Below are 17840 nucleotides of genomic sequence, written 5' to 3' on the forward strand. Positions count from 1 at the left end.
CGACGGTCAGGAAGGCTTGCAAGACTGCAAGCCAGTCCTGTTTACCTCAGACCAGTTCGCCACAGAGGTCGAGTTCGACCAGTCGTCGCACTTCAGCGATTTCCAGCCCCGCCCCCAACAACCCGTGCAATTTGCCGAATGCCGCTTCGCGAGTCATGCCTCCACCGGACAACACACCGGCACCGCGCAAGCGACTGCCGGCCTCATAGACATCCAGCTCGACGCCACCTTCATGGCACTGCGTGACCGCCACCACCACCACGCCTTTGTCCCGCGCTCGCCCCAGGCTGGCGAGAAACCCGGGGTTGTCGCTCGGCCCGGTGCCACTGCCATAGCACTCCAGCACCAGCCCCTGAATACCGCTGGCGAGCAAGCCATCCAGTACCTCGGCGCCGATGCCGGGAAACAGCGGCAGTACCGCAACATTCGCCAGTTGTTTGGGCTGGTTGTAATGCAGCTGCGGCGCAATCGAAGGCGCCTTCACACCACCGCCCTGACGCTCCAGGCGTTTGAAGGGATGACGGCCAAAGCTGCGCACTTTCGCGCAGCGGGTCGGCGCCAACAGCTCGCCGTGGAAGTACAGGTGCACACCCGGTGCCAGACCTTGGCCCAAGGCAACCAGTGCGCCGCTGAGGTTTTCCCAGGCATCGCTGTCGGTGACACCGGCCGGCAGCATGGACCCGGTGAAACACACACGGGCCTGCAGGCCAAGCAACTGGAAGCTCATCGCCGCAGCGCTGTAGGCCAGGGTGTCGGTGCCATGCAGGATCAGCACGCTGTCGCAGCCTTGCACATCCACGGCGTCGACCACGGCTTCACGCAGTTGCTGCCAGTAGGCCGGGGTCATGTTGGCGCTGTCGATCAGGGGCGACATCTCGCGAAAGCGCCACTGCGGCACCACCAGTTCCGGTTGACTGTGCAGGTACTCGCGCATCCGCGCTTCGAAACCGGATGCGGGTGCCAGGCCATGGGCACTGGCTTGCATGCCGATGGTGCCGCCGGTGTAGAGCACCATGACGTGCTGGGCGGCAGGGTAGGAATTGGGGATCATCTGGAGGTCTCCACAAGAGATGACATGTGGGAGCGAGCCTGCTCGCGATGGCTGTTATTCCGCCAACAACAATGTTGAATGATTAACCGCTATCGCGAGCAGGCGCGCTCCCACAGGTAATGCACTTTAACTGACGGGCGCATGGGATGCGCCCGTCATTTACCTGTCAGCGTTGCGCTGCGGGTACGCCTTGCGGCTCAGCCTGTGCCTGAGGGGCGGCGGCCGGCGGATTGGCTGGCCAGGCCTTGCGGTCCAGATCCAGGTCCGGGAACTTGGCGGAGTCGAACACTGGCGTCTTGATCCCGGCGGCGCGTTGGTCGTCGTAATCTCGCAGGATGCGCATGCCGACCTTGAACAGCAGGAACAGCGCGATCAGGTTGACGAACGCCAGCATGGTCATGGTGATGTCGGCGAAGGCGAACACGGTGCCGAGGTTCTCGATGGCGCCCCAGAAGATCAATACCAGTACCAGCGCGCGGTAGCCCATCAGCGCCTTGCGGTTTTCACCGATCAGGAAGCGCAGGTTGCTCTCGCCCAGGTAGTAGTTGTAGAGGATCGAAGTGAACACGAACAACGCCAGCGCCACGGAAATGAACATCCGGCCCCAGTCACCGACCACGGCGGCCAGGGAGTTCTGGGTCAGCGCGATGCCGTCACCTTCGAAGCCGGGGGTGTAGAAGCCCGAGAGCAGGATCAGCAACGCGGTGCAGGTGCAGATCACGAACGTATCGAGGAACACGCTGAATGCCTGCACCACACCTTGCGCCACCGGGTGCTCGACCGACGCGACAGCGGCCACGTTGGGCGCGCTGCCCAGGCCCGCTTCGTTGGCGAACACGCCACGCTTCACGCCCATGACGATGGCGCTGCCGATCAGGCCGCCAAAGGCCTGATCCAGGCCGAAGGCGCTTTTGACGATGGTCATCAGCATGCCTGGCACCTGGTCGAACTGCAGCACGATCACATAGACGGTCACGCCGATGTACACCAGGGTTTTGACCGGCACCAGCAGGTCAGCGACCTTGGCGATGCGCTTGATCCCGCCGATGAACACCAGGCCCAGCAGCACGGCCAGGCCGATGCCGGTGTAAGTCGTGTCCAGACCAAAGGCATTGTTCAGCGAGTGGGTCACGGCGTGGGCTTGCAGGCCGTTGAAGGCGAAGCCGAACGTCACCAGCAGCAGGAATGCCATGAGCATGCCGAGCCAGCGTTTTTGCAAACCGTGCTGGATGTAGTAGGACGGGCCGCCACGGTAGGTGCCGTCGGCATCGGCACGTTTGTAGAGCTGGCCAAGGGAGCATTCGAAGAAGCTGCTGGACATGCCGACCAGCGCGGTCACCCACATCCAGAACACCGCGCCTGGCCCACCAAGGGTCACGGCGATGCCGACACCGGCGATGTTGCCCGCACCGACACGGCCGGCAAGGCTGAGCATCAGGGCCTGGAACGAGCTGAGTTGCCCGGCGCTGCTTTTGAGGCTGTCGCGGAACACCGCGAACATGTGGAAGAAGTGACGCAATTGAACGAAACGCGAGCGGATCGTGAAGTAGCTACCGAGCCCGACTATGAGCACGATCAGTACTTTCCCTGAGAGGAAGTCGTTAATGACTTCGAGCATGGATTATTCCTCGCTGTTTTTTGTGTAGGCAAATGCTGGCCGGATCGAAACATCGCGTTACACCCGTTGGCGCACGGCACAACAGGCGGGTCGATGTTCGTCCCGGTTTCATATCGCGGGTTTGTTATTAGTTCGGGTTTCGCATGGGTTGTGGTCTCGCTACCGACGGCCGCCCCTGCGAAGAGGGGCGGCACTATACCGATGACGGTGCCGTCCGTCTGCACGGTTTTGATGCATTCGTCTCCTGCAGGAGCGAGCCTGCTCTCACCAAAAAGCAAAAAAAAGGGCCTGGAGACTGATCTCCAAGCCCTCAAAAGGTGAGAGGTGTCTAGTCCCTCGACCTGGTGAGCGGTGCTACAGGTAACGCGTCGGATCAGGCTTTAAGCGGAACCAGACGCGGAGCAATCATGTTTTCCGGGCGCAGGATGTCGGCGAGCATGGCGTCGTCGAGCAAGCCTTCTTCGCGCACCAGTTCCAGCACGCCGCGGCCGCTTTCGAGCGCGATACGGGCGATACGGGTGGCGTTTTCATAGCCGATGTACGGGTTCAGTGCGGTGACCAGGCCGATCGAGTGCTCGACCAGTTCACGGCAGCGCTCTTCGTTGGCAGTGATGCCGACGATGCAGTGCTCGCGCAGCATGTCCATGGCGCGTTGCAGCAGGCGGATCGAGTCGAAGATCTTGAAGGCGATCAGCGGCTCCATCACGTTCAGTTGCAGCTGGCCGCCTTCGGCCGCGATGGTCAGCGCCAGGTCGTTACCGATGATCTGGAACGCTACCTGGTTAACGGCTTCCGGAATAACCGGGTTGACCTTGCCTGGCATGATCGAGCTGCCCGGCTGACGCGCTGGCAGGTTGATTTCGTTGATGCCGGTGCGTGGGCCGCTGGACAGCAGACGCAGGTCGTTGCAGATCTTCGACAGCTTGACCGCGGTGCGCTTGAGCATGCCGGAGAACAGCACGAAGGCGCCCATGTCGGAAGTGGCTTCGATCAGGTCGGCTGCCGGAACCAGCGGTTGACCGCTGATCAGGGCCAGGCGTTGAACGGCCAGGTGCTGGTAACGCGGGTCGGCGTTGATGCCGGTACCGATCGCGGTGCCGCCCAGGTTCACTTCGGTCAGGACTTCCGGAGCCAGGGTCTTCAGACGCGCCAGGTCTTCGCCCAGAGTGGTGGCGAAGGCGCGGAATTCCTGGCCCAGGGTCATCGGCACGGCGTCTTGCAGCTGGGTACGACCCATCTTCAGGACGTGGCTGAATTCTTCACCCTTGGCGGCGAAGGCCTGGATCAGGCTGTCGAGGCTGGCGAGCAGGGCGTCGTGACCCAACAGCAGACCCAGGCGGATGGCCGTCGGATAAGCGTCGTTGGTCGACTGCGCCATGTTCACGTCGTTGTTCGGGTGCAGGTACTGGTATTCGCCTTTCTGGTGACCCATGGCCTCCAGTGCGATGTTGGCGATCACTTCGTTGGCATTCATGTTGGTCGAAGTGCCAGCGCCGCCTTGAATCATGTCTACCACGAACTCTTCGTGGAAGTCGCCGCGGATCAGACGTGCACAGGCTTCGCTGATGGCCGCGTGTTTGGCTTCACTGAGGTGACCCAGTTCACGGTTGGCGTCAGCGGCGGCTTGTTTGACCATGGCCAGGCCGACAACCAGCTTCGGGTAGTGCGAAATCGGAACGCCGGAGAGACGGAAGTTGTTCACCGCTCGCAGGGTCTGGATGCCGTAATACGCTTGAGCCGGTACTTCGAGTACGCCAAGCAGGTCTTTTTCTGTGCGGAATGATGCAGCGGAGGACATGATAGAAATCATCTCAATATGGACCCGGTCTGTGCCGGAACACTGCAAATGCTAGGCTTGTGGAGAAATTTGGGCCAATGCTGTTAAACACTGGCCTATGCACATTCGGCATAATGCCTGTGTGACGCCGTGTGTCCGGCGAGCGTGTGACCTAAATTGGTGCGTGTCCGGGAGGACGTGATGAATCTGGAAAGCAAATGGCTGGAGGACTTTAGTGCCCTGGCCGCCACCCGCAGTTTCTCCCAGGCGGCGGAGCGACGTTTCGTGACCCAGCCGGCGTTCAGTCGGCGGATCCGCAGCCTGGAGGCCGCGCTGGGGCTGACGCTGGTCAACCGTTCGCGTACGCCTGTGGAATTGACGGCGGCGGGGCAGTTGTTCCTCGTTACTGCGCGAACCGTAGTCGAGCAACTCGGTGAAGTGCTGCGCCATTTGCATCATCTGGAAGGCGGGCAGGGTGAAGTGATGCAGATCGCTGCCGCTCACTCGCTGGCGCTGGGGTTCTTTCCGCGCTGGATCGCCCAGCTGCGCAATGAAGGCCTGAACATCGCCACGCGATTGGTGGCGACCAACGTTGGTGATGCGGTGCATGCCTTGCGTGAAGGGGGCTGCGATTTGATGCTGGCGTTCTATGACCCGGATGCCGCGATGCAGATGGACCCGGAAATCTTCCCCTCGCTGCACCTGGGCCAAACCGAGATGTTGCCGGTCTGCGCGGCGGATGCAGAGGGCAAGCCGCTGTTCGATCTGGAAGGCGAAGGCAGTGTGCCGTTGCTGGCCTACAGCGCCGGTGCGTTTCTCGGTCGCTCGGTGAACATGTTGCTGCGCCAGCGAGCACTGCGCTTCACCACCATCTACGAAACCGCCATGGCCGACAGTCTCAAGAGCATGGCGCTGGAGGGCCTGGGCATCGCCTGGGTACCGCAACTCAGTGTGCGCGCCGAACTGGCGCGCGGTGAACTGGTGGTCTGCGGCGGACCGCAATGGCACGTGCCGCTGGAGATTCGTCTGTACCGCTGCGCCCTGGTGCGCAAGGCCAATGTGCGGTTGCTGTGGCGCAAGCTGGAGGGTGGGGCGGCGAGCGGTAACAGCTGATTCGGGAAAAATTGGAAGTTTAATTGACCTCTGCCGATGAGATAAAACTTCAAGCTTTGCTGTTCAGGAAGTTTTTTATGTTTTCTCGGTTGGCTGGGCTATAGGTATAACAATTTGATTTCATGGAGTCTCCCTGTGGGGTCATATAAGTCTCACACCACCAGCCGTTGTACTGGACTTCCGAGTCTTCATGTTTGGCACCAAGTAAGTGCCCGATTTCATGGCCGACTGTTGCGTAGCTGGACAGCGAGGCGATAGCAAAGGTTCCGATTTGAGAGGGTTGGCGAACAAGTGCGGCGCCTAGAGTTTTCTCGTTCAGACTATCATTGGTGAGCAGCACTACCAGGGGGATTTCATCAAAGGTATGACCTTGTTCTTCCAGCTTATTTATATACCTGTAGCAATGGGATTCCCATTTTTGTAGAGTTTTCAATGGATCGCTACCCTTGTAGTCGAAGTTGCTATAAGGGTCGCCTTTACCAAAAATGACGTGGAATTTTCGCCCGGTGAAACTTTCCAGTTCCGTTATAAATGGATAAAAGTAATCTGCATAAATCGTTTTCCGTGCGGATGCCGTTACATCGTCGTGAATGATGGCGATAATGATGATGGGTTTTTTCTTTTGCTCAATGGTGTTCGTCATTCTTAAGTCCTTTTAAGAAAAGGTTGTTTCGGCTGTTTGTTTATTGATCGTGGAGTTGGTTAATTTATGTCTGTTGCTCCGGGGTTGCGAATAAATCTATGTTTCTTTCAATTGCATAGTTTCGGTTTTTTGCAAATTATTTGGTGTTGAAGTTGGTGCTTTTATCTATATGAGCCGTGCATCTGGAATAGCTGTACCGGCTGACTTTAAAGTCAGTAAATGTTCATGCCGCCTCAGATGACAGATGGTCGCAACAGGGGCTGTTTATCTGTCGTATTGCGGTATACTGCGCGGCCTTCGGCCGGTTCGCCCGGCCATAATTCGTACAATCAAGCCACGCATTCTGCGTGGCTTGTTGTTTTTTGACGCGCCTGCGGGCGCCCAGAGAGAAGAGGCACGACGATGAGTGCACTGGTTGGCGTGATCATGGGCTCCAAGTCCGATTGGTCCACCCTTAGCCACACCGCCGATATGCTGGAAAAGCTCGGCATCCCTTACGAGGTGAAAGTGGTCTCTGCCCACCGCACCCCGGACCTGCTGTTCCAGTACGCTGAAGAAGCCGAGGCGCGTGGTATCGAGGTGATCATCGCCGGTGCCGGTGGCGCGGCCCACTTGCCTGGTATGTGTGCGGCCAAGACCCACCTGCCGGTACTGGGCGTTCCGGTGCAGTCGTCGATGCTCTCGGGCGTCGATTCCCTGCTCTCCATTGTGCAGATGCCAGCGGGCATTCCGGTCGCCACCCTGGCCATCGGCAAGGCCGGCGCGATCAACGCCGCGCTGCTGTCGGCGAGTATCCTTGGCGCCAAGCACCCGCAGTTCCATGAAGTGCTGAAAACCTTCCGTGCTGAGCAGACAGACAGCGTCCTGGATAATCCAGACCCACGCATTGCCTGAGGTTGTTGACGATGAAGATCGGTGTAATCGGTGGCGGCCAGTTGGGTCGCATGTTGGCGCTGGCGGGTACTCCGCTGGGCATGAACTTCGCTTTCCTGGACCCGGCGCCGGACGCCTGCGCGGCGGCATTGGGTGAACACCTGCGCGCCGACTACGGCGACCAGGATCACCTGCGTCAGTTGGCCGATGAAGTCGATCTGGTGACCTTCGAGTTCGAGAGCGTCCCGGCCGAAACCGTGGCGTTCCTGTCGCAATTCGTTCCGGTGTATCCGAGTGCCGAAGCCCTGCGCATTGCCCGCGATCGCTGGTTCGAGAAGAGCATGTTCAAGGACCTGGGGATTCCAACCCCGGCGTTTGCCGACATCCAGTCGCAGGCCGATCTCGACGCCGCCGTGGCCTCCATCGGTCTGCCGGCCGTGCTCAAGACCCGCACCCTGGGTTACGACGGCAAAGGCCAGAAAGTGCTGCGCACCCCTGAAGACGTGGTCGGCACGTTCGCCGAGCTGGGCAGCGTCGCCTGCCTGCTGGAAGGCTTCGTGCCGTTCACCGGTGAAGTTTCATTGATCGCTGTGCGCGCGCGCGACGGTGAAACCCGGTTCTACCCGCTGGTGCATAACACTCACGACAGCGGCATCCTCAAGCTGTCCGTGGCCAGCACCAATCACCCGCTGCAAGCGCTGGCCGAAGACTATTCCAGTCGCGTGCTCAAGCAGCTGGATTATGTGGGCGTCATGGCATTCGAGTTCTTTGAAGTCGACGGTGGCCTCAAGGCCAACGAAATCGCCCCGCGCGTACACAACTCCGGACACTGGACCACCGAAGGCGCCGAATGCAGCCAGTTCGAAAACCACCTGCGCGCCGTGGCCGGCCTGCCGTTGGGTTCTACGGCCAAGGTTGGTGAGAGCGCCATGCTCAACTTCATCGGCAAAGTGCCGGAGACCGAGAAAGTCCTGGCCATCGCCGATTGCCACCTGCATCACTATGGCAAGGCCTTCAAGGTGGGGCGCAAGGTCGGTCACGCCAACCTGCGTTGTGCGGACCGCGAGACGCTGGCCGCGCAGATCCTCAAGGTCGAAGCGCTCATTGCCGAATAGTTTCATGTGGCAGCGGCGGAACCATTAAGGGGTCGCCGTTCTCTCATGGCAGGATGCGAAAGTCTGGCTAGGCTTTCGCATGACTATCCATTCAGAGGGAAATGCCATGGGAATTATCGGAACCATCTTTATCGGCCTGATCGTCGGCCTGCTGGCGCGGTTCCTGAAACCGGGCGATGACAGCATGGGCTGGATCATGACCATCCTGCTCGGTATTGGCGGTTCGCTGGCAGCCACGTATGGCGGTCAGGCGTTAGGCATTTACCAGGCCGGGCAAGGTGCAGGCTTCATTGGTGCCCTGGTTGGCGCCATTGTGTTGCTGGTGATCTACGGCCTGATCAAAAAGAGCTGATTCGTACGACAAAGTCCTCTCGGCCGCGCAACCCGAGAGGGCTAAAATGCCCGGCGAATCACCGTCCTTCCTTTTACCGAGCACCTTCATGCGCCGTCTTTTGTTGACACTTCTTTTCCTGGGTACGGGCTTTGCCCACGCCGGCGAACTGCCGGAAACCGACTGGCTCGAACTGATGCCCAAGTCGGATCAGAAAGCCCTTGAGGCCATGCCTGAAATCGACCACAACTCCCCCGAGGCCAATGGCACCTTTACACAAAAGGGTGGCATGAAGCAGAGCAAAGGCCTGCCTGCGGTGATGTATTCGACCAAAACCGTTGCGTCGATGAACGATAAGGACATCCGTATCGGTGGCTATCCAGTGCCGTTGGAAACAGACGAGAAAGGGCGCAGCACCCTGTTTTTCCTGGTGCCATACCCAGGCGCCTGCATCCACGTGCCGCCACCACCACCGAATCAACTGGTGCTGGTGCGGTATCCAAAAGGTTTGAAACTGAACGATATCTACACGCCGTTGTGGGTGACCGGCACGTTGAAGATCGAGAAGGTCAGCAATGACCTGGCCGATGCGGCGTATGCGCTGGATGCGGCGAAGGTGCGGGTGGTGAAAGAGTCCGATCTGTAGAGATTCAAATGTGGGAGCGAGCCTGCTCGCGATAGCAACCTGACAGCCAACGATGATGTTGGATGGGGTGACCTCATCGCGAGCAGGCTCGCTCCCACACTGTTTTTAGCGCAGCTTAGAGTGGCTTGCTGGCGATGCTGACGCCCAAGGTATGGCTCGCACCCGGCGCCAGCGAAACCACGTCACCCATCACATTCGCCGTTTCGATGCACAGCATGCGCTGCCAGCCATCGTTGGCCATGTCGCTGAACGCAGCGGCGCGATCGATCCAGGGGTTCCAGATCACCGCAGAGCGTGAGCCAGTGCTGGTCAGCTCGATGCGTCGCTCCCAGGCTGGATCGACGATGCTCAGGGTCGCCGGGGTGTTCAGGTAGATGCGATCGGTCTCGCCGGCAAATCGCAGGTCGCCGGACTGAGTCACGGTTTTCCAGTCGTCCAGTGTCTCGATATAGTCCAGGCCATCCAGTCCTTCGACCTGCACGTTGCGCACATCGCTGACGGCGAAATAGCTGTGCAGCGCCTGGCTGATCGTGACGTTTTCAGCGCCCCGGTTGAGGCTGGTCAAACGGATGTGCAGTTGCTCATCCAGGCGAATGTTCAGCTTCAAGTCCACCTGGTGTGGCCAGCCCGGCAAACCGCCTTCGGGATAGGGCAGGAGGAATTCGACGTTGAGGCTTTCGCCCTCGGTTTCGATGCCACCCAGTTCCCAGTCCATCGCACGCACCAGACCGTGAGCGGTCGCCGGTTCGTGGCTGACGCGCATGGCCTGAACGCTCTGCGGATTGCGCGCGAGGTTACCGAACCACGGCCAGCAAACCGGCACACCGGCGCGAATGCTCTTGCCCGTCTTGAACACCGCCTCGTCGTTGAGCCAGATCAGTGGTGGCTGGCCGGCCAGTTGATAACTGAGGATCTGCGCGCCTTGCTGGGCGACCAGCAATTCGGCCTGGCCGTGGCGGATGCGCCAGCAGTTCAGCTCATCCAGTTTCACGGCTTCAACGTTGGGCGTGTTCATGGGGCAACTCTCGATCAGGAACAATGACGACTACAGACTGCAAAAAGATCGCCGGGTTTAACGAACCTTTTTTTAACGAGCTCTGGGCGGAACCGAACGGGTGCGGCCGCTGCCATCGATGGCGACGAACACGAATACCGCTTCGGTGACTTTGCGCCATTCACTGGACAGCGGATCATCGCTCCAGACCTCGACCATCATCTTGATCGAGCTACGGCCGATTTCCAGTGCCTGCGTATAGAAGGAGAGCTGAGCGCCCACCGCCACCGGAACCAGGAATGCCATACGGTCGATCGCCACCGTGGCCACGCGTCCACCGGCAACCTTGCTGGCCATAGCGGTGCCAGCCAAGTCCATTTGCGAAACCAGCCAGCCGCCGAAAATATCGCCAAAGCCGTTGGTTTCGCGAGGAAGCGCGGTGATTTGCAGGGCCAGGTCGCCTTGCGGAATCGGATCTTCTTGTTCGAGCTCTATCATGCCGGGGGTGCCTCTGACCCGTGACTCTTCGTTGGTATTGCTGGTGGTAGCCGTCTTCGGGAAAAACGATCCAAGCACCGAACATACTACGTTCGTCACGTTTTTCTTCAGGCGCCTAAAGGGAAACTCTGCGAAATCGCCTATGAACCTGACAGGCGTTTTCGCACAGCAACCCTTTCAATCTTCCGCAAGATTGCGAGTATATCGGTCGGTAGACTCCTAGACGACCGTCCGGTTCTCATTTTGACCGTCAAAAACGCACCTCTATGTGCTTTTTCGAACAATTTGTTATGGTGCCGGTCCTGCCCGAGCCCTTGCCAGCGTTGTTGGGGCGGCAGATTTGACTATAAGAGAAGCCCTTGCCATGACCACCGCGCCCTCGAGTATCGCGCAGCCAAGCCAGCCTGCACGCCCGCTGACCCGCAACGACTACAAGACCCTATCGCTGTCGGCCCTGGGCGGCGCGCTGGAATTCTACGACTTCATCATTTTCGTGTTCTTTGCCACGGTGGTGGGCAAGCTGTTCTTCCCGGCGGACATGCCAGAGTGGCTGCGCTTGATGCAGACCTTCGGCATCTTTGCTGCCGGCTACCTGGCGCGCCCGCTGGGCGGCATCGTGATGGCGCACTTCGGCGACCTGCTGGGGCGCAAGAAGATGTTCACCCTGAGCATTTTCATGATGGCGGTACCGACCCTGATCATGGGCTTGTTGCCGACTTATGCGCAGATCGGCCTGTGGGCGCCGATCCTGTTGCTGCTGATGCGGGTGATTCAGGGCGCGGCGATTGGCGGCGAAGTGCCGGGCGCCTGGGTCTTCGTTTCCGAACACGTTCCGCAGCGGCACATTGGCTACGCCTGCGGCACCCTGACCAGCGGTTTGACGGCAGGTATCCTCCTGGGATCGCTGGTTGCAACGGCGATCAACAGCCTTTACACCCCGGTGGAGGTGTCGGATTACGCCTGGCGGATTCCGTTTCTGTTGGGCGGTGTGTTTGGCCTGTTCTCGGTGTACCTGCGCCGCTGGCTGCACGAAACCCCGGTGTTCGCCGAACTGCAATTGCGCAAGGCCCTGGCCGAGGAAGTGCCGCTGCGTGCAGTGCTGCGTGACCACCGTGGCGCCATCGCGATTTCCATGTTGCTGACCTGGCTGCTGTCCGCGGCCATCGTGGTATTGATCCTGATGACCCCGACTGTGTTGCAAACGGTCTACCACTTCTCGCCGACCACATCCCTGCAGGCGAACAGTGTGGCGATCGTTTTCCTGAGCGTTGGTTGCGTCATTGCCGGCGCATTGGCCGATCGCTTTGGCGCGGGTCGAGTGTTCGTGTTCGGCTGCGCTGCCTTGCTGGCCAGCTCCTGGACCTTCTATCACGGCCTGGCCGACCATCCTGACTGGCTGTTCCCGATGTACGCCCTGACCGGCCTGTTGGTCGGCACCATCGGTGCGGTGCCGTACGTCATGGTCAAGGCGTTCCCACCGGTAGTGCGCTTCAGTGGCTTGTCCTTTTCCTACAACGTGGCCTACGCCATTTTCGGTGGACTGACGCCGATGATCGTCAGTCTGCTGCTCAAGGAAAGCCCGATGGGGCCGGCTTACTACGTCGCGATCCTGTGCGGGGTGGGGATTCTGGTGGGTGGGTATCTCTGGAAGAAGGGTCGATAAACCAAGCCCCTTCATCGATTGAACGGGCCTCATCGCGAGCAGGCTCGCTCTCACAGAAGTCTGTGGTGAACGCAGAATCGATGTGGGAGCCTGCTCGCGATGGGGCTGCGCGGTTTATTGCGTAACCCCTAATACTGGCCTTTCATCCAATTGTCATATTTCAGCCATAGAGTGTTCACACGGCCTGCTGATACTTGGCCCCGACTTAACACACCCTATCTGCTAGGAGTAAGGCATGAAACTGAAGCGTTTGATGGCGGCAATGACTTTTGTCGCTGCTGGCGTTGCGACTGCCCACGCGGTAGCCGCTGGCGTTGACCCGGCAATTCCGGCTTACACCAAGGTCACCGGTGTATCGGGCAACTTGTCCAGCGTTGGTTCCGACACCCTGGCCAACCTCATGACCCTGTGGGCTGAGAACTACAAAAAAGAATACCCGAACGTAAACATCCAGATTCAGGCCGCTGGCTCTGCCACCGCGCCACCTGCGCTGACTGAAGGCACCTCCAACCTGGGCCCGATGAGCCGCAAGATGAAGGACACCGAACTGGCTGCCTTCGAGCAGAAGTACGGCTACAAGCCAACCGCTATCCCGGTTGCCGTGGACGCCCTGGCGGTGTTCGTGCACAAAGACAACCCGATCCAGCACCTGACCATGGAACAAGTCGACGCGATCTTCTCGTCCACTCGTCTGTGCGGCGCCAAGACCGAAGTCAAAACCTGGGGTGACCTGGGCGTGACCGGCGACCTGGCCAATAAGCCGGTTCAACTGTTCGGTCGTAACTCGGTATCCGGCACCTACGGCTACTTCAAAGAAGAAGCCCTGTGCAAAGGCGATTACAAACCGAACGTCAACGAACAACCAGGTTCGGCTTCGGTCGTGCAGTCGATCAGCTCCTCGCTGAACGGCATCGGTTACTCGGGCATCGGTTACAAGACCGCTAGCGTGAAAACTGTAGCCCTGGCCAAGAAAGGCAGCACCGACTTCATCGAAGACTCGGAAGAAAACGCCCTGAACGGCAAGTACCCGCTGTCCCGCTTCCTGTACGTGTACGTCAACAAGGCCCCGAACAAGCCTCTGGCCCCGCTGGAAGCCGAGTTCGTGAAACTGGTTCTGTCGAAGCAGGGTCAGGAAGTTGTAGTGAAAGACGGTTACATCCCACTGCCAGCCAAAGTTGCCGCAAAAGCACTGGCTGACCTGGGTCTGTCCGAAGGCGGCGCTGAAGTCGCAAAAAAGTAACAAATTGAGTCCGAAGTGAACCCCCTTCGGACTTTTATGGGGGCGGCAGGAGCCGCCCCCATACACTTCTAATCCTCTATCCACTGCTGGCTAACGCTAGCGGCGGATTTGTCGCGTCACTGTGCTGTCATCTTTCTGTCATACAGGATCGCTAGGGTGTGCGAATGAATGATCTGGCCAATTCCAACATGACTACAAATCCCCCCAAGCGAATTGATTTCAATACGCCTGAGCTGCAACGCAAGCGCCGCATCCGCGCGCTCAAGGATCGCCTGACCCGCTGGTACGTCCTCGTGGGCGGCCTGGCTGTCCTGGGCGCGATCACGTTGATCTTTTTCTTCCTTGCCTACGTCGTCGCGCCCCTGTTCCAGGGTGCCAGCCTGACCGCCAAGGACGCCATCACGCCAGCCTGGATGCAAGACGCCGGCAAGCCGCTGATGATCTCCCTGGAAGAACAGAACCAGGTGGCCATGCGGGTTTCCGACAAGGGCCAGGCGCTGTTCTTCGATATCGACAGTGGCGCCGAACTCAAGCGCGTCGATTTGCCTGTCCCGGCCGGTGTCACCGTGACCTCCATTGCTGAAGACCAGCCAGGTCACCCGCTGGCGGCTGTGGGCCTGTCCAACGGCCAGGCGCTGGTATTCCGTCACACCTACAAGGTCAGCTACCCGGACGGCAAGAAAACCATTTCGCCAGCGGTCGAATACCCGTACGGCGAAACGCCGATCGTGGTGAACGAGACGGGCGGTGCGCTGGAGCACGTCAGCCTCAACGCCAACGATACGACCCTGATGCTGGTCGGTGCCACCGGTTCGCAACTCAATGTTTTGTCGCTGACCAGCGAAGAAAACATGATGACCGGCGAAATCACCAACGAGCAGAAGCGTATCGATCTGCCGCAAATGACAGAACCGGTGAAAAACATCTTCGTCGATCCGCGTCAGCAGTGGTTGTACGTGGTCAACGGGCGCGCCCAGGCCGACGTATTCAGCCTGCGCGACAAGAGCCTCAACGGTCGCTACAAACTGCTTGAAGACGGGGAAGCCCAAGTCACTGCCAGCACTCAACTGGTTGGCGGTATCTCGCTGATCATCGGCGACTCCAAAGGTGGCCTGGCCCAATGGTTCATGGCGCGCGATCATGACGGCGAACAGCGCCTGAAGCAGATCCGTACCTTCCAGATGGGCACCACGCCTATCGTTGAAATCACTGCCGAAGAGCGCCGCAAGGGCTTCGTCGCCCTCGACGCCTCCGGCAAGCTCGGCGTGTTCCACAGTACAGCCCACCGCACCTTGCTGGTGAATCAGGTGGTCGAAGGCCAGGGCCTTTTCGGCCTGTCGCCACGGGCCAACCGCGTGATCGTGGAAGCCGGCGGCAAGCTGCAACCGTTGTTGCTCGACAACCCGCACCCGGAAGTCTCGTGGAGCGCGTTGTGGAGCAAGGTCTGGTACGAGAACTACGACGAACCTAAATACGTCTGGCAATCGACCGCCGCCAACACCGATTTCGAACCCAAGCTGAGCCTGTCGCCGCTGACCTTCGGTACCCTCAAGGCCGCGTTCTACGCCATGCTGCTGGCGGCTCCACTGGCCGTCGCTGCTGCGATCTACACCGCGTACTTCATGGCGCCGGGCATGCGCCGCAAGGTCAAGCCGGTGATCGAACTGATGGAAGCGATGCCGACGGTGATCCTCGGTTTCTTCGCCGGTCTGTTCCTGGCGCCGTATGTAGAAGGGCACCTGCCGGGTATCTTCAGCCTGCTGATGCTCTTGCCGATCGGCATTCTGGTCGCCGGTTTCATCTTCAGCCGCCTGCCTGAATCCATCCGCCTGAAAGTGCCGGACGGCTGGGAAAGCGCGATCCTGATCCCGGTGATCCTCTTCGTTGGCTGGCTCTCGCTGTACATGAGCCCGTTCATGGAGAACTGGTTCTTCGGCGGCGACATGCGCATGTGGATCTCCCACGACCTGGGCATCACCTACGACCAGCGCAACGCACTGGTGGTCGGCCTGGCCATGGGCTTTGCGGTCATCCCGAACATCTATTCCATCGCCGAAGACGCCGTGTTCAGCGTGCCTCGCGGCCTGACCCTCGGCTCCCTGGCCCTCGGTGCCACGCCGTGGCAGACCATGACTCGCGTGGTGATCCTCACCGCCAGCCCGGGCATCTTCTCGGCGCTGATGATCGGCATGGGCCGTGCGGTCGGTGAAACCATGATCGTATTGATGGCCACCGGTAACACCCCGGTCATGGAAATGAACCTGTTCGAAGGCCTGCGCACCCTGGCCGCCAACGTCGCGGTGGAAATGCCCGAATCGGAAGTCGGCGGCAGCCACTACCGCGTGCTGTTCCTCTCGGCGCTGGTGCTGCTGTTGTTCACCTTCATCATGAACACCCTCGCGGAGCTGATTCGTCAGCGTCTGCGCAAGAAATACTCGTCGCTTTAAGAAAGGTAGAAGTCTGTGAAACAGAACTCCCTGAATGGATGGTTCAAGAGCGGCGCCCCCGGCGTCTGGATCAGCGGTGGCGCGGTGTCCATCGCGGTCATCATGACCATTGGCCTGCTGGCGGTGATCGCCGTGCGCGGTTTGGGTCACTTCTGGCCGGCGGATCTGATCCACGCCAACTACGACGTGCCAGGCCAGGCCAATCACCTGGTCATCGGCGAAGTGGTACAGAAGGAAGAAGTGCCCCGCGCGCGTCTGAAGTCCGCTGGTTTGCCGGTGCCGGATCAAGGCCCGGAATTCATGACCCGCGAGCTGATCAAGGTCGGCAACCGCGACCTCAACGGCAACGACTTCACCTGGGTGGTCGGCGAGTGGCTGAGCAACCAGACCACGCCGCTGGAGCTGATGACCATCGAGCGTCGTGAGTGGGGCAACTTCTACGGCTACCTGGTCAACGTCAAGCAGGACGGCAAGGTCATCGCTGAAGGCGAAGCCGCATGGCCTGAGTTGCAGGCCCGCGTGGATCGCGTCAACAAGCTGGCTGCCCAGCTCAAGAGCCTGGAAAAAACCGACATTGGCGCGATCAACTCCGGTCTCGAGCGTATCCGCTTGCACGGTCGCAAGCTGGAGCTGGAAGGCAAACTCGACCCTGCCGCGCAAGCGGACATGGAATCCGAGCGCGCCGAGCTGAACGCTCGCTATCAAGAGGTCGAAGCACGTCTGGCCGATCTGCACGCGCAGTTCAACCGCGACAGCCTGACGGCCCGCGATGCCAACGGCAAGGAAGTGGAAATCGGTATCGGCAAAGTGGTTCATGCCTATCAGCCGAACGCCATGAGCACCATGACCAAGATGGGCTTCTACTTCAGCAAGGTCTGGGAGTTCCTGAGCGACGACCCGCGTGAAGCGAACACCGAAGGCGGGATTTTCCCGGCGATCTTCGGCACCGTGATGATGACCCTGATCATGGCGATGATCGTCACCCCGTTCGGCGTACTGGCGGCGGTGTACCTGCGTGAATACGCCAAGCAAAACACCCTGACCCGCGTGATCCGTATCGCGGTGAACAACCTGGCGGGCGTTCCGGCCATCGTGTACGGCGTGTTTGGTCTGGGCTTCTTCGTCTATGTGCTGGGTGGTTCGGTCGACCGGTTGTTCTTCCCGGAAGCCTTGCCGGCACCGACCTTCGGTACACCGGGCCTGCTCTGGGCTTCGCTGACCCTGGCGCTGCTGGCAGTGCCGGTGGTGATCGTGGCCACCGAAGAAGGTCTGGCGCGGATTCCTCGCACCGTTCGCGAAGGTTCGTTGGCCCTCGGCGCGACCAAGGCTGAAACCTTGTGGAAGATCGTGCTGCCAATGGCCAGCCCGGCGATGATGACCGGCATGATCCTCGCCGTGGCGCGCGCCGCCGGTGAAGTGGCACCGCTGATGCTGGTGGGTGTGGTGAAACTGGCGCCGTCGCTGCCGGTGGACGGCAACTACCCGTACCTGCACCTGGACCAGAAGATCATGCACCTGGGCTTCCACATCTATGACGTCGGCTTCCAGAGCCCGAACGTCGAGGCCGCACGGCCGCTGGTGTACGCCACGGCGCTGCTGCTGGTGCTGGTGATCGCGACATTGAACCTGTCGGCCGTATGGATCCGTAACCACCTGCGCGAGAAGTACAAGGCTTTGGACAGTTAAGACAAACCCTGTGGGAGCTGGCTTGCCAGCGATGGCATCACTGCGGTGCTGCTGGCGGACCGAGTCGCCTGCATCGCTGGCAAGCCAACTCCCACAGGAATCAGCGTCAGACACAGATTTTGAGTAAACCATTGGCCAGGCCAGT

At 59.9% G+C, this 17840-nt stretch carries 15 protein-coding genes; 9 read left to right on the forward strand and 6 right to left on the reverse strand.

The window, feature by feature from the left end:
* Nucleotides 1-46: 46 nt before the first annotated feature.
* The 3 genes from ACVWYU_RS01265 to aspA form a co-directional block, all read right to left on the reverse strand.
* The gene (locus ACVWYU_RS01265) at nucleotides 47-1051 is read right to left on the reverse strand and encodes an asparaginase (protein ID WP_457371751.1); all 1005 of its coding nucleotides are present in this window, start codon (nucleotides 1049-1051) and stop codon (nucleotides 47-49) included.
* A gap of 166 nt (nucleotides 1052-1217) precedes the next feature.
* Nucleotides 1218-2669: an alanine/glycine:cation symporter family protein gene (locus ACVWYU_RS01270; RefSeq protein ID WP_457371752.1), complete on the reverse strand. Its 1452-nt coding sequence runs from the start codon at nucleotides 2667-2669 to the stop codon at nucleotides 1218-1220.
* Between the two features lie 373 nt (nucleotides 2670-3042).
* Nucleotides 3043-4467 (reverse strand): aspartate ammonia-lyase, encoded by a 1425-nt coding sequence (gene aspA / locus ACVWYU_RS01275; protein WP_090326741.1) that lies wholly within the window; start codon nucleotides 4465-4467, stop codon nucleotides 3043-3045.
* A 180-nt stretch (nucleotides 4468-4647) separates the two neighbouring features.
* Between aspA and ACVWYU_RS01280 the strand changes: the two genes are divergently transcribed.
* Nucleotides 4648-5559 (forward strand): LysR substrate-binding domain-containing protein, encoded by a 912-nt coding sequence (locus ACVWYU_RS01280; RefSeq protein ID WP_390957790.1) that lies wholly within the window; start codon nucleotides 4648-4650, stop codon nucleotides 5557-5559.
* Nucleotides 5560-5608: 49 nt separating this feature from the next.
* Here the strand turns inward: ACVWYU_RS01280 and ACVWYU_RS01285 are convergent, their stop codons facing one another.
* The gene (locus tag ACVWYU_RS01285; RefSeq protein WP_457371753.1) at nucleotides 5609-6202 is read right to left on the reverse strand and encodes a reprolysin-like metallopeptidase; all 594 of its coding nucleotides are present in this window, start codon (nucleotides 6200-6202) and stop codon (nucleotides 5609-5611) included.
* A gap of 402 nt (nucleotides 6203-6604) precedes the next feature.
* Here ACVWYU_RS01285 and purE point away from each other — a divergent pair, with 402 nt between their 5' ends.
* The 4 genes from purE to ACVWYU_RS01305 all read left to right on the forward strand — a co-directional run bounded on the left by purE (nucleotide 6605) and on the right by ACVWYU_RS01305 (nucleotide 9167).
* A complete protein-coding gene (gene purE / locus ACVWYU_RS01290) occupies nucleotides 6605-7096 on the forward strand; it encodes a 5-(carboxyamino)imidazole ribonucleotide mutase (RefSeq protein WP_090326730.1) in 492 nt (163 codons plus the stop codon).
* 11 nt (nucleotides 7097-7107) lie between these two features.
* Nucleotides 7108-8190 carry a 5-(carboxyamino)imidazole ribonucleotide synthase gene (locus ACVWYU_RS01295; RefSeq protein WP_247255264.1) on the forward strand — a complete coding sequence of 361 codons (1083 nt, stop codon included), beginning with the start codon at nucleotides 7108-7110 and terminating at the stop codon, nucleotides 8188-8190.
* A gap of 106 nt (nucleotides 8191-8296) precedes the next feature.
* Nucleotides 8297-8542 (forward strand): GlsB/YeaQ/YmgE family stress response membrane protein, encoded by a 246-nt coding sequence (locus ACVWYU_RS01300; protein ID WP_259497681.1) that lies wholly within the window; start codon nucleotides 8297-8299, stop codon nucleotides 8540-8542.
* 88 nt (nucleotides 8543-8630) lie between these two features.
* Complete coding sequence (locus ACVWYU_RS01305) at nucleotides 8631-9167, forward strand: DUF3299 domain-containing protein (RefSeq protein ID WP_090326720.1); 537 nt, start codon at nucleotides 8631-8633, stop codon at nucleotides 9165-9167.
* A 115-nt stretch (nucleotides 9168-9282) separates the two neighbouring features.
* On the opposite strand, the gene ACVWYU_RS01310 is transcribed toward ACVWYU_RS01305, so the two are convergent.
* Together ACVWYU_RS01310 and ACVWYU_RS01315 are read right to left on the reverse strand one after the other, a co-directional pair.
* Complete coding sequence (locus tag ACVWYU_RS01310; protein ID WP_457371754.1) at nucleotides 9283-10182, reverse strand: D-hexose-6-phosphate mutarotase; 900 nt, start codon at nucleotides 10180-10182, stop codon at nucleotides 9283-9285.
* Between the two features lie 72 nt (nucleotides 10183-10254).
* Nucleotides 10255-10659 (reverse strand): acyl-CoA thioesterase, encoded by a 405-nt coding sequence (locus tag ACVWYU_RS01315; protein ID WP_047535207.1) that lies wholly within the window; start codon nucleotides 10657-10659, stop codon nucleotides 10255-10257.
* Nucleotides 10660-11023: 364 nt separating this feature from the next.
* Between ACVWYU_RS01315 and ACVWYU_RS01320 the strand changes: the two genes are divergently transcribed.
* From ACVWYU_RS01320 to pstA, 4 genes are all read left to right on the forward strand, one after another.
* Complete coding sequence (locus ACVWYU_RS01320; RefSeq protein WP_390957779.1) at nucleotides 11024-12322, forward strand: MFS transporter; 1299 nt, start codon at nucleotides 11024-11026, stop codon at nucleotides 12320-12322.
* A gap of 235 nt (nucleotides 12323-12557) precedes the next feature.
* Nucleotides 12558-13562: a phosphate ABC transporter substrate-binding protein PstS gene (locus ACVWYU_RS01325; protein WP_090326711.1), complete on the forward strand. Its 1005-nt coding sequence runs from the start codon at nucleotides 12558-12560 to the stop codon at nucleotides 13560-13562.
* 164 nt (nucleotides 13563-13726) lie between these two features.
* A complete protein-coding gene (locus tag ACVWYU_RS01330; protein ID WP_390957777.1) occupies nucleotides 13727-16009 on the forward strand; it encodes a phosphate ABC transporter permease in 2283 nt (760 codons plus the stop codon).
* A 15-nt stretch (nucleotides 16010-16024) separates the two neighbouring features.
* Nucleotides 16025-17695, forward strand: coding sequence for a phosphate ABC transporter permease PstA (gene pstA, locus ACVWYU_RS01335; RefSeq protein WP_090326702.1), 1671 nt, complete (start codon nucleotides 16025-16027; stop codon nucleotides 17693-17695).
* Nucleotides 17696-17840 lie beyond the last annotated feature (145 nt).

The organism is Pseudomonas sp. TE12234 (genome assembly GCF_054061835.1).